Genomic DNA, 11,613 nt, shown 5'->3' on the forward strand with positions numbered 1-11,613 from the left:
TCGGAATAACGTGGCATGAATGCTCCCATGCCGCCCCTGATTGGTTAAATTCAGGCGAAATCGCCAACTGGACAACTAGGCTGACAGAGGGGGGCATGGACATGATGAACCTCCTGATAATGCGACTTCCGTTAAGCTACTCCCCAGCAGGGGGCATACAGCATGTAATGAATCTTACATACTATGTAGCGTGTAAATCATATTCACGACCTTAGCATTAGCCCATCACCAAACGACTGGCAGCTCACCCCAGGCCGTTGTGTACGCCGGCGACAAATGCTCCCTTCGCATCGCATAAGCCGCTGGCCCGGCTTCTCTGGCCATGTAAACCTTTGCACGGGTTTTGCGATTGATCTCGTCCATAACGGACATCAGGCGATCCGACCGGACGTTGCTGGATGTGCCCATTGTGGTGGTTTCAAACAGATCGTTTTGCACCCCAGAGTCATCCGTTAACTCGCTGAGCATGACCCCGGCTTTTGCATACTCATAGCTCTCACGGTAGATGGAACGAAGTAACGCCAGGGCTTGTTGAACGATCACTCTGGAGTCTTGCGATGCTGTGACCAATCGCACACTGGCGCTCTTTGAGTATTGTGGAGCGGATGTTTTGAACGGATTGGTACGGATGAACACCATCAGCTCACCCGCGTATTGCTGACCGCCCCGAAGCTTTGCAGTTGCTCTGGCCGCAAAGTGAGTTCCCGCCTCCTCCAGATTCGCGAGAGAATGGATGGGCTGCCCAAAAGAGCGGGAGCACATGATCTGCTTCTTCGGTGGGGGAGCGTCGTCCCAGGGTAAGCAGGGCACACCGTTTAATTCACGGGCGGTCCGTTCCAGTACAACAGTGAAGCGTTTTCGCAGAGTACCTAAATCCGCGTCGGCCAGTTGTATCGCCGTAACAATGTTCATGGCCTGAAGCTTTGCTGAGATTTTCCGCCCCACGCCCCAGATCTCGTCTACCGGCACTCTCGCTAAAAGCCGTCTTTGTCTCGCTGGATCAGTTATATCAACCACGCCGCCGGTTGCAGGATATTTCTTGGCCGCGTAGTTGGCGAGCTTGGCCAGGGTTCTGGTCGGTGCAATACCAACACACACCGGAAGACCCACATTCTGGTACACCGTGTCTTTTACCTGCCGAGCAAAGCTCTCATAGGACATTAGGCGTTCCAAGCCCGTGAGATCCAGGAAGGCTTCGTCGATGGAGTACACATCCACCCTCGGTGCCATGGCTTCCAGCGTCATCATCACACGATGGCTCATGTCCCCGTACAAAGTGTAATTGGATGAGAATAGCTGGATACCGTGTTGCCGAATCTCCTGCTTGATGTGGTGTACGGGCACCCCCATTTTTATGCCAAGGTTCTTGGCTTCTCTGGAGCGTGCAACCACACAACCGTCGTTATTCGATAAAACCACGATGGGGGTATGCCGCAAATCCGGCCGGAACAGCTTTTCACACGACGCATAGAAATTGTTGCAATCCACCAGGGCGAAGACTGGCGACTTCATCCGGCTTTGGCCTGCTCGCGATACAGGGCTGCGCCCAGCGCAACGAAATAGTTCTGGAAGGCTTCATTGATTCGCTGGCGATGAACACCCTCTGGATAAAGGCCTGCTTTGGCTTCATCGGAGTAGACAGTGCCACGCACCAGAAAGGGATTTGCGGGCGTACTGTCTTCAATGAATGCTTCAAAAGACCGGGCGCAGAGCTCTTCGGGTTTGGCGTAATACAGCACCTTCATCTGACTGTCTGCCACCTGTGACGCCTGGAACAATGGGCTGGGCGCGGTTCCGTCTTCAGTGAGCAAGATGGTTTGAAAACAGGTGCTGAGCAGGTCGTTTAACGGGTGCTCTTTTTGTTTGGCGCTTCCCAGCCAACCGCTGGAGGCAAACCCGAACTTCCCCAAGTCGCGGAACGCCTTGCTCCCCATATAATGATCAAACGCATGGAACCATTCATGGGCCAGACTGCCAGCACCGGCATTCTTCGCGAGCGCCAGCTGTCGGGTAGCGGGAATGTAGTGAGCAGATACCCCAGGCCGGCCACCAATGCCGTATTGCATGCTGAGAGAGCCACGAAGAGAAATCAGATTCTCGGGGCCCTGCAAAATTGTCATCAGATCACAGAGAGCCTGGTAAAAGCGGGTAGCCGCTCGGTCCCGTTCTTCTGGCGTCACCCAGCGGCCAATCTCTATGCTTCGGAAATCGAACCGGCGTCGTACCGTGACAAAGGAGATGGGATGAGACATCGTCATGAATTTCCTCCACGCTTGAGCGATCGAACCACATTGGTAACAACACCGAACACCTCCATCACCATATCGCCCTCAATCGAAATGGGTTGGTAAGCCGAGTTTCTGGGCAACAGGCGAACCGGAAGAGGGCTGAGGTGAAGTTGTTTCACTGTCATTTCAGACTCCAAGCTGGCGATGATAATGTCGCCGTGCGTGGCTCGCAGGCTTCGGTCAACCACCAGTACATCGCCTGGGTAGATGCCGGCGTCTACCATGGACTCTCCTTGTACCCGCACGAAAAAGGTGGCGGCCGGATGCTTAATGCAGAGCTCATTAAGATCCAAAGTTTTCTCAACGTAATCCTCGGCGGGGGATGGAAAACCCGCCGACACGCGCTCCAAAAATAATGGAATGCCAAGTTGAGAGAACGATTTATGGTCGCCAAGAAGTGTGACGGGCATATTACACCTGGGTACTGTTTATATGTACAGTATTCTGGTGTGATTGCTCCGCAAGGTCAATTCCGGAAACGAAAAATCCCTTAAATTTGTGGGCAGAGGGGGCACCGCAAAGCAGCGTCATTTGCGGCTATCGCATGGCTCATGTGCTCTTGATACGCATAAACAGAATACACGGCAAGGCAATGGCGGTCAGTATGCTGATGATTGGAATCACATCTGACTGGAACCTTGGCTGCAAGATCTCTACAGCGAGGTAACAAAGCAGAAGGGCGGTTAGATGCAAGGCGAAAGCCAATAGAAAATCACGGTAACTGGGCTGGGTTTGTTCAGACCACATGGTAGAAATATGAATACCGCTCAACACCAGCGCAGCGCTTAGTGGTAAAACAAGCATTAGGCCAGATCGCCCACTGACCGCCGCGATGACCTCCGGGCTAATCAGATTTAGTGGGGAATACGCCGCAACCAGTGTCCCGACACTCAGTAAAAACATCAAAATTGAAGCAGAATTCAGGTACACCTGAAGGTTGTTCACGGCTTGCTGATAGCGATCATGGTCTTCCATCACGAATCCTCTCTCTTATACGCAGTTATTTTTGTGGGCGGTGCTTGTTTTGCGCACCGCACAAACAGCATATCTCAGTTCCGGACTCCTCCTAATCGGCGGTTTTCAGGAGGTAATGAGAGGCCCTGCGACGGCCCCTGTCGCATAGCGAAAGTACTATGGCACCTCATGATCTCGAGGCCTGCCTATGTTGTTGTGTAACGAACTCATTGATATGGCCCAACGAAGCTAGGAAGTGGGTGGAATCAATGAGTTTATGGTTCGCCTGAAGCGGTTTAATGGTGTATTTCTGGCGACTACCAACCGCTTCGACAGCTTGGGTATGGCCATCCAGCGCCGCTTTCATCTCAAAGTAGAGTTCGGCTACGAGGCTTTAAGTCGCGAACCGTGCGACTACTGGATGTGCTCAGAGTTGAGCAGAGACAGCAAATTGATGGCGTGATTGGCCAGCCAATTGGTTTTGTACAGTAACTAACCGGGGAGCATTACAATGACAGACCAAAACCTGTTCCACAGAGTTGGCGGTGCCCATCAGGTTACTTTGAGTGAGCCACCCGAAGCTGAGGGCTGCTTACTACTCGACCGGCGGCTTGTGTCCAGCTTTTCGCCAGAACTCGAAAAACTCATGACGGGCCCATTGGTGATAACGGTGTCGCCAGATCGACCTGCCTTGCAGGTATACTCCGGATGCAAGTGGGAGTTTCTCCAACCTCGAATAGCTGCCTTACCCCATATGAATCGAGATGCCCGAAAGCTTCAACGAGTCATGCTGGGCAATGCTTGTTCGTTTGATGAAAGCGAGCCCGTAGTCATTCCTAGAACGCTTGTACGCAGTTCGTCGTTGGGCCCACAAGGAATCCTTGTTTCCTTTGATGCTGATTTCTCTGAGTTATGGAGTGCGCATGAACTGGCTAACTAGGCGGGTTAGCTCTTATCTTTAAAACCTGGATCCAAGACTGAGCTAGGTTGATCCATTAGCTTTCTACCAAGGCTCAATAGCTCTGAAAATAGCAGTCTTGGACATATCCCGCCGGCAGCAGCATCAGGCACTTGAGTAAACGCTGACAAAATCACCCTCTCAACAGACGGCGTCGGGCAGGGCACAATTACGCCAGCCAATCCAGTTTTCTTAACCGTGGCGATTCGGGTTCGGTTATCTCAAACGGCGTCGATTTGCTCTTTCATTTGTTGCACTGCGTGGCTTGGAGAGTTTTTCACGGTAAGACAAACCTGTGCCGGGAAGGCCCGCGTTGCCGTAAAGCCCATTGCGTCCCGACGTAACATTAGCGCTCAACCCAACGCCTAACAATATCCAGGGCCCCAGGAGAAGGATTTGCGTTGCGGCTCCCACGCACTTCGCCTACAACCCATCGGTTATTGCGATACTCCAATGAAATCGTCAGGCGCTCTGGGTGCGTCATGCGGTAAATAAATGCCTCGCCCAGCGCCACGAACATATCGTAACTGCCAACGCAGTGAAGCATAGACGAGCCTTCTTCCAACAGATCCAGCCACGAGGTGAGGGGTTCGATGCCTTCAATGGCTGCCAGAGGTGGCGCGGGGTAATCGCCGTGCTCCTGAGCTAACGCAGCAGCCTGGGCGGCACGTTGAGCTTCAGAGCCTAGATTATTAAACCGCCCCACTAAACGATCGTGAAGTTCTTGCAGCACCTGCCGCGAATTCACCCGCTCCAGCATTTGCAGGTTGCCCGCCGCCATATTCAGCGTGTCCCGAATCATCCGGCACAGCCATGAGATATCCAAAGATGAAGAATGCTTATCGACGAGATGAAGCATGCCCGGCCAAAAAGGCCGCCGTTGGCGCAGCAAAAAGCGCAGGTGGTTCAGATGCAGATCCGGATGATGCCGCAGAAGTGCCGTGAACTCAGGCTGCGCAAGCACTTTGATCACATCTTCAAGCTCCCAAGGCAATAACGGTGAGAGCTCAACCCGGTTAATTAAACGGACCAGAGATTTACTGGCGGGGAGGCCAGCTTTTTCAAGAATGGCTGTGCGTTTTAAAGCCAGTAAGTGCTCAAACTCCTCAATAGAGAGTGGCTGACGGCGTGCGTGATTCACCAGCAGGATAAACAAAAGCGGTGAGCTTTCCGCCAACTCCCAGGCAGCTGGCGAAGCACCACAGGCCTGGGCCAGTTCGAAATCCATGGCGGGCATTAACCTGGCAACCGCCAATATGCCCTCGGGGACATCGTCTGACACACGTCTTCCCAAGTCATCTTCGAGTGTGAACAGCGGTAAGCCCGGGGCTTCCAGAAAACTGCCCTCAGCTACGATGCCGTCGTCATTCCGGCTTAACCAGCTCAATGGCCTTTGGGAGTGCCACGTCTGCACAACCAACTGGATGGGGTAGTTGAGGAACCTGCTGAGATCGAACACGACCTGGTTTTCTGGAAAGGATGTTGTTTTCAATATGGACTCTTTCATGGACTTTCCCTGCGACGGTTCGGTAATTGCGAGCCTATAGAATCCATACGACATTATGTGTCGCAGGCTGGGCACGTAATGTTTATACCAATGAGGAATGGCAATGATCGATAACTTCAAAACCGACTTGGTGATCCGAGCGAAAACCATGCATCCTGAAGAAATCCTCGGTTTTTTTCATGGTGTTGACGCTTTGCGTCTTGGTTTCAAGCTTTGAGGTGAAAAATGCCCTTCACACCGTTACATATGGGCCCAGGCATAGTTGTGAAAGCTACGTTGCAGAATAGCTTTTCACTCATGGTCTTTGGTTGGTCGCAAATCGTTATCGATATTCAGCCTCTGGTTGTCATGCTCACTAACAAGGGTGAGCTGCACGGCTTTTCTCATACGTTACTGGGTGCAACACTGATTGGGCTATTTGGTGGCCTCACTGGCAAGCATCTTGGTGAATTTGGTTTGCGCTTTATTCGCGCACCGGAATACCTGCCAATTAGCTGGCGAGTATCTTTTGCAAGCGGGTTGATCGGAACCTACAGCCACATATTCATAGACAGCATTATGCACTCAGACGTCTTGCCATTGTCGCCATTCAGCACGGCAAGCCCGCTCAATGGCATCGTCAGCATTGATGCCTTGCATGTCTGGTGTATGGTAAGTGCTGTTGTTGGTGGCCTGGCTTGGTTCGTGATAAAGCAAATCAAACGTCGATCATCCCGTCTTCGTATTGGGTAAGGAACCCTATAATGTCGAGCACCGCTGTCCGCTATCTCACTATGCTCCGCATGGTGCCTCGCTTTCCTAAAACTATAACCACAACCGAGCTGGCCAAGCGTCTCGAAGAGCAGAGTTTCTCACTCACCATGCGGTCGATTCAGCGGGATTTGGAGAAGCTGAGTGCGGATTTCCCATTGCTGGTAGACGAAAGCTCGCGCCCCTTTGGTTGGTCATTTGACCGGGACGCCACCATCGACATCATCCCGGCGTTGGATCTGCCTGCAGCACTGACCTTTGAGTTAGCCAAAGCCTACCTCACACCCATGCTTCCGCCCAGAGCCCTGTCCCATCTCAAGCCACACTTTAATGAAGCACACCGTACCTTGTCGCGAGAGAGTAACCCTCTAGGACAATGGCCAGACCTTGTGCGTGTTATTAACCGGGGGTTAAGTGGAAGTCGCCCAGCTATAGATGCGGATGTGCTGGAAACAGTCACCGAAGCCCTGTTGCGTGAGTATCAATGCAAGCTGACGTACCAGGCACGCAACTGGCCCGAACCTCAGGATATTACCGTTCACCCGTTGGGCCTGATTTTTCGGGATCCGAACGTATATCTGATCGCAACCATTGATGGTAGGGAAGGCGTGCGCCAGCTGGTACTGCACCGAGCCACAACCGGGGAGCTGGTCGAGCAGCCTATAGAACGCCCGGAAGACTTTGATCTGGATCTTTACATCCATTCCGGTGCCATGGGAATTCTAAGGTCAAACGAGCCAGTATTTCTTAGGCTTCGTTGTGACAAGCCTGCATTGAACCATCTGATCGAGTCGCCACTGGGCTTTGATCAGCTCACAACTGAGACTGACAACGACACCTTTGAAATCTCAGTAACGGTGGGTGATACCCAAGATCTACGCTGGTGGTTGACGGCACAAGCGGTTCACTGTGACATTCTAGAGCCGGTATGGCTGCGAGATGAGATTGAGGCAACGTTAGCAGCGGCGCTGGAGCGCACGAAGAAAGCCTGAACCTGTCGCCCTTCAAAGGCTGGTAAGGTCAAATCGATAACGGATGCATCGGTTAGAGCTCGGGCACTATATCAAGGCAAAAGGAGGGGAGATGACGGAACTTTCAAATAACCGACTGATCTTATTCACGCTTGGGCAGGGTACCGACCACGCGGGAAGATTCTTTCACGACATTCTAGCCTTAGACAACTTCTGGCTGGAACACACCCATGACTACATTCAGTGGTTATTCCCCATTCCGGAAGCTGGCAGGTTCAATGGCTTTGCGCCAGTATTGGATAGCAGCACACAGGCGTGTTTTGGAAAAAACCCAAAACTTCGCGAACAGCAGTCTCTTTCTCTCAACCGCATGCTCGATTTCTTCGGACTGGTGCAAAATGGCATGGCCATTGAGCCAGCGCCCAATCTAAACCCTCAGGATCATCTCTGGCTGAAAACAGGTGGCCACAACCATTTGAGGATCACCCGGATGATTCGTAGTCTGTATTACTGTCACCAACCCAAACTTGCGGAACAGCTCCAGACTGCCGTTCTGACTTATGGCCCAACTCGCGGATATGTGGGCGAAGTCAGCTGTGAGTATTGGCGTAAAGCAACCGAGTAGTGTGCTTTGACTGAGACACCATCAAATTCACGGTAGATCCAGAAGAGAAGGGCTTTAAAGCTCAAACGACATTGCTGAAATTTCTGCTCACTCATTTTCAAACGACCATATATGTCGCAGGCAGGGCGTAGAATACGTATATCGATTCTGGAGACCCGCCTATGCTGTTGTGGAACGAACTCATCAACGAAGCCTGCGAACTGGACCAAGACACGACTGCGTCCAAAGACGACTTAAAGCTGCTTCAGATTTATCTTTGCAGGCTTTATCTCACCCCCACCTACGAAAACACTCTGAGCTTGTTCAACGCTGAAGAAAACTTGGCATTTCTCGGTATAAAGCCACCGGAAGACGCCGACTCTTTGAGCACAAGGGCGCATCTGAATATCATACGCAAGCGGGAAAAAGCTCTGGTATCGTCGCTAAAAGGCCGACCGAAACTGTCCTTTTCACCGCTTCTGGCGAGTCTGGTGAAGCTCCTAAAGCCCAACTTGGTGGAGACCAAGCTGTTGGTGTATGCACTGCTGCTGCTCAAACACCCGCAGGCGCAGCCGGTGCTTCGGGAGCTTGAGATCAATGAGTTCAACAACTCTGTGAATGCGCTGGCAAGGGCTTTGCGTGAGTCTCCTCGCACGGTTGCCTGGGCTCTCGATGATGATTCTATGCTGTGCCAGATTCGTTTGCTTGAAGCACCCAATCGATGTAGCGATATTTGGGATTTGGTGGAAGCAGGCCCGTTGCTAGGTCAGCTGGTAATGGCCACATCTGGCGGGGATAAAGACCAAAGTGAAAACGACATCGAGCAACTGCTGTTTCGACATGTTTGCCCGCCGGGACCAGAAGCGCTGCATCAACTCAGCGAGTTTCAGGGTGTCCCGGAATTACAGTTGATGCTTGATTACTTACAGAGTGCACTCGCCACCAAGGCCAGAGGCAAAAACATCCTCCTTTATGGCAAGCCCGGCACAGGCAAAACCCAACTGGCCCGTGCTATGGCGGAAAAGCTGTCGGCCCCACTGTATGAGGTGCCAACCAAAGACGATCGCTCTGGTGCTATGACCGGGCGCATACGGTTGGACGCAGCCAAATTGGCTCAGATGTTTTTGGAAGATCGTCTAGGTGCGGTATTGCTGTTCGATGAAATGGAAGACGCCTTCCGAAAAACGGATGATCTGGCCAAAGGCTGGTTCAATCAGCTGTTGGAGGAAAACCAGGCGCCCGCGATCTGGATAAGTAACGATATCAGCGCTGTCGATGCCGCCTTCTTACGACGCTTTGATTTCATTTTTGAAATTAAAGGTTCGGGTACAGCTCAGCAGGCTGAAAAGCTCGAACGCGATCTGTCCGCCTTGCCCGTTAGCCAAGCCTGGGTATCAGCAGCGGCCCGCACCTCGTGGATGACCCCGGCACTGGCCAAAAACCTGCTGGAGGTCGCACAGTTCTTGCCCGCAAGACAGGTCATCCGCAACCAGCAGCGCCTTGAGACCCTGATGCACCATCGCCTATCAGTCATGGGCGAGCGCAAACCCGCAAAGTTATTGAAGCCAAAACCAGAACAGAACTTCCCCGAATTCCGTCTGGAGTGGATTAACACCAAACCTACACTAACAAACGTGGAGCGCCTGGTTCGTAAAGAAGGCGCAGCCAAAGTTTGCCTATATGGCCCGCCCGGAGCCGGTAAAACAGCTTATGCTCAGGAGCTGGCCAAACGTTTGGGCAAACCATTCATATTGCAGTCTGGTAGCGATTTGTTGGACAAGTACATTGGTGAGACCGAGAAAAACATCGCCGCGATGTTCGATAAAGCGGAAAGCACAGGTGCTGTTTTACTGCTCGATGAAGCTGACAGTTTTCTCTACAACCGGAGCATGGCTCAGCGCAGCTGGGAAGTGAGCGGCGTCAATGAATTTATGGTTCGTCTGGAACGATTCGAAGGTGTCCTCCTAGCCACCACCAACCGTTTCGACAGCCTGGACAAAGCCATTCTGCGCCGCTTCCATCTCAAAGTAGAGTTCGGCTACCTGAGTGCCGACCAACTGAAAGAACTTATCGAAGCCTGCGTGATAGATAAGAACAAAGCCCGCGAGTTGAGGCCTGATCAACTTGCGCAATTCCAATACCTGACACCCGGTCTGGTGCGTGGAGCCGTCCAAGGCCTTCGCTTACGTGGTTTTAAACCGCGTACAGAGCGACTATTGGAAGCGCTGCACGTTGAACAGAGCCAGCACACCGATGGTGTTATTGGCCAGCCGATGGGGTTTGTGCAGTGAAAACAGGAGAGAATCTGGCTTGACTAGTAATTATTGGATACTTTAAAGCAATGCTGCACAGGACAAACTAACATAGGTAAGGTATGGATCATGACGAAGTGGCTTTCAGAGCAACTGGATAGACACAATTTCCGCGTGAATTAGAGGTGTTTCTTCCAATTAGTTGAAAAAATATAGTAGCGCTTAAAAAACAATCTACATGAGACTCGTTCTCAGATTTGGTGGCGAGTAATAAGGAGAGGTGCAGCATGAGTCGATATCTATCTAAGCGGGCAATCCTGGTATTGGAGTCACCCTGGGAGCTGGATGAAATGGATGCAAACCGGACCAGTGTTTCTCCTTTTAGATGGTTCATGCTCAAGACTAACTTTTTTAATTCCTCCCTGCGTTAGCCAGATTTTCGATATTATATTAAAGACTTGGGTCAATGAGACCGCGGGGTGTTGAGATGCTCCAGATAATTAACCCCACAACTCTTATAGGAAGTTCTACAATGAAACACTACGGTCAGTGGAGTGATGAGCTGGATAGCGCGTTGAAAGATCTTCAGGTTAGCTTAGACGCCTTTAAGCCGTTAGAAGTAAAGCTTGATGACTGCCCAATTATTGAGATTGCAAAAATTGCTGGTGGTCATCTCGAAGAAATTGTTGAGATCTATGATACAGATGAATTCGATCGAGAGGATTTAGATGAGATCAATGAACTTGTGGAGACTTTGCACGACGATTTAGATTGTCTTTGGAGTTATGAAGAAACAGACCTCCCCGAAAAACTGGAAAAGTTACAAGATGAAATGGAGGATCTTTCGGAAAATGACTTTCCTATAATGTATGAGCTATTAAAGTCTCATTTTGAAAACCTTGAAGAAAGTACTTCGGGAGTGATTTCTGTGTTGCACGATATTTTAGAAAACACCGCTTGAATCCACGATATGTCGTTCGTTCAGAAAGTCAGTATCTCGCGCTGACTGACAACCCGATCACTCCGATTGCAATTTGCGCTCCGCTTCTGCAACCGCAATGTTCCAAGTGTCATTGTCGGTCGGCAATCCGTTCTCCGCTAGGGGCGCTACTCCCTCATTTTTTCGCTTTGTCGTGATCTTATCAATGTACTCTTGGCTCATCGGGTTTTCCCCGCTGGCGCGGTCGCTCGCATCCGCGATGGAGTCGAAATAATGGTCGTACTCCTCTGAGAAGCCCCCTCTGTCAGCCTAGTTGTCCAGTTGGCGATTTCGCCTGAATTTAACCAATCAGGGGCGGCATGGGAGCATTCATGCCACGTTATTCCGAA

At 51.4% G+C, this 11,613-nt stretch carries 12 protein-coding genes; 7 read left to right on the forward strand and 5 right to left on the reverse strand.

Annotation, left to right across the window (positions count from 1 at the left end):
• Positions 1-225: 225 nt before the first annotated feature.
• From umuC to MWU62_RS18585, 4 genes are all read right to left on the reverse strand, one after another.
• Complete coding sequence (gene umuC / locus MWU62_RS18570) at positions 226-1,512, reverse strand: translesion error-prone DNA polymerase V subunit UmuC (protein WP_247116229.1); 1,287 nt, start codon at positions 1,510-1,512, stop codon at positions 226-228.
• Positions 1,509-2,258, reverse strand: a complete 750-nt coding sequence (locus tag MWU62_RS18575) for a CLCA_X family protein (RefSeq protein ID WP_247116230.1) — start codon at positions 2,256-2,258, stop codon at positions 1,509-1,511. Before MWU62_RS18575 ends, umuC begins: the two co-directional genes overlap by 4 nt.
• Positions 2,255-2,698 carry a translesion error-prone DNA polymerase V autoproteolytic subunit gene (umuD, locus tag MWU62_RS18580; RefSeq protein ID WP_247116231.1) on the reverse strand — a complete coding sequence of 148 codons (444 nt, stop codon included), beginning with the start codon at positions 2,696-2,698 and terminating at the stop codon, positions 2,255-2,257. Before umuD ends, MWU62_RS18575 begins: the two co-directional genes overlap by 4 nt.
• A 139-nt stretch (positions 2,699-2,837) precedes the next feature.
• Positions 2,838-3,263, reverse strand: coding sequence for a hypothetical protein (locus MWU62_RS18585; protein ID WP_247116232.1), 426 nt, complete (start codon positions 3,261-3,263; stop codon positions 2,838-2,840).
• 235 nt (positions 3,264-3,498) lie between these two features.
• Here MWU62_RS18585 and MWU62_RS18590 point away from each other — a divergent pair, with 235 nt between their 5' ends.
• Both MWU62_RS18590 and MWU62_RS18595 read left to right on the forward strand, forming a co-directional pair.
• The gene (locus tag MWU62_RS18590) at positions 3,499-3,705 is read left to right on the forward strand and encodes a hypothetical protein (protein ID WP_247116233.1); all 207 of its coding nucleotides are present in this window, start codon (positions 3,499-3,501) and stop codon (positions 3,703-3,705) included.
• 48 nt (positions 3,706-3,753) lie between these two features.
• Entirely contained in the window at positions 3,754-4,182 is a 429-nt protein-coding gene (locus MWU62_RS18595; RefSeq protein WP_247116234.1) for a hypothetical protein, read from the forward strand.
• Between the two features lie 364 nt (positions 4,183-4,546).
• On the opposite strand, the gene MWU62_RS18600 is transcribed toward MWU62_RS18595, so the two are convergent.
• Positions 4,547-5,707, reverse strand: a complete 1,161-nt coding sequence (locus MWU62_RS18600) for a PcfJ domain-containing protein (protein ID WP_247116235.1) — start codon at positions 5,705-5,707, stop codon at positions 4,547-4,549.
• A 264-nt stretch (positions 5,708-5,971) separates the two neighbouring features.
• Here MWU62_RS18600 and MWU62_RS18605 point away from each other — a divergent pair, with 264 nt between their 5' ends.
• From MWU62_RS18605 to MWU62_RS18625, 5 genes are all read left to right on the forward strand, one after another.
• Positions 5,972-6,439 (forward strand): hypothetical protein, encoded by a 468-nt coding sequence (locus MWU62_RS18605; RefSeq protein ID WP_247114316.1) that lies wholly within the window; start codon positions 5,972-5,974, stop codon positions 6,437-6,439.
• Positions 6,440-6,450: 11 nt separating this feature from the next.
• Entirely contained in the window at positions 6,451-7,449 is a 999-nt protein-coding gene (locus MWU62_RS18610; RefSeq protein WP_247116236.1) for a WYL domain-containing protein, read from the forward strand.
• A gap of 91 nt (positions 7,450-7,540) precedes the next feature.
• Positions 7,541-8,053 (forward strand): opioid growth factor receptor-related protein, encoded by a 513-nt coding sequence (locus tag MWU62_RS18615; protein WP_247116237.1) that lies wholly within the window; start codon positions 7,541-7,543, stop codon positions 8,051-8,053.
• 161 nt (positions 8,054-8,214) lie between these two features.
• Positions 8,215-10,323, forward strand: a complete 2,109-nt coding sequence (locus MWU62_RS18620; protein WP_247116238.1) for an AAA family ATPase — start codon at positions 8,215-8,217, stop codon at positions 10,321-10,323.
• A gap of 493 nt (positions 10,324-10,816) precedes the next feature.
• Positions 10,817-11,245 (forward strand): hypothetical protein, encoded by a 429-nt coding sequence (locus MWU62_RS18625; RefSeq protein WP_247116239.1) that lies wholly within the window; start codon positions 10,817-10,819, stop codon positions 11,243-11,245.
• Positions 11,246-11,613: the final 368 nt, after the last annotated feature.

The organism is Marinobacter sp. S6332, from assembly GCF_023016045.1.
Lineage (GTDB): Bacteria > Pseudomonadota > Gammaproteobacteria > Pseudomonadales > Oleiphilaceae > Marinobacter.

What these genes read in the sequence shown, in the direction of transcription:
- umuC (WP_247116229.1), bottom strand. Translation starts at nt 1,512, where the DNA reads ATGAAGTCGCCAGTCTTCGCCCTGGTGGATTGCAACAATTTCTATGCG.
- MWU62_RS18575 (WP_247116230.1), bottom strand. Translation starts at nt 2,258, where the DNA reads ATGACGATGTCTCATCCCATCTCCTTTGTCACGGTACGACGCCGGTTC.
- umuD (WP_247116231.1), bottom strand. Translation starts at nt 2,698, where the DNA reads ATGCCCGTCACACTTCTTGGCGACCATAAATCGTTCTCTCAACTTGGC.
- MWU62_RS18585 (WP_247116232.1), bottom strand. Translation starts at nt 3,263, where the DNA reads ATGGAAGACCATGATCGCTATCAGCAAGCCGTGAACAACCTTCAGGTG.
- MWU62_RS18595 (WP_247116234.1), top strand. Translation starts at nt 3,754, where the DNA reads ATGACAGACCAAAACCTGTTCCACAGAGTTGGCGGTGCCCATCAGGTT.
- MWU62_RS18600 (WP_247116235.1), bottom strand. Translation starts at nt 5,707, where the DNA reads ATGAAAGAGTCCATATTGAAAACAACATCCTTTCCAGAAAACCAGGTC.
- MWU62_RS18610 (WP_247116236.1), top strand. Translation starts at nt 6,451, where the DNA reads ATGTCGAGCACCGCTGTCCGCTATCTCACTATGCTCCGCATGGTGCCT.
- MWU62_RS18615 (WP_247116237.1), top strand. Translation starts at nt 7,541, where the DNA reads ATGACGGAACTTTCAAATAACCGACTGATCTTATTCACGCTTGGGCAG.
- MWU62_RS18620 (WP_247116238.1), top strand. Translation starts at nt 8,215, where the DNA reads ATGCTGTTGTGGAACGAACTCATCAACGAAGCCTGCGAACTGGACCAA.
- MWU62_RS18625 (WP_247116239.1), top strand. Translation starts at nt 10,817, where the DNA reads ATGAAACACTACGGTCAGTGGAGTGATGAGCTGGATAGCGCGTTGAAA.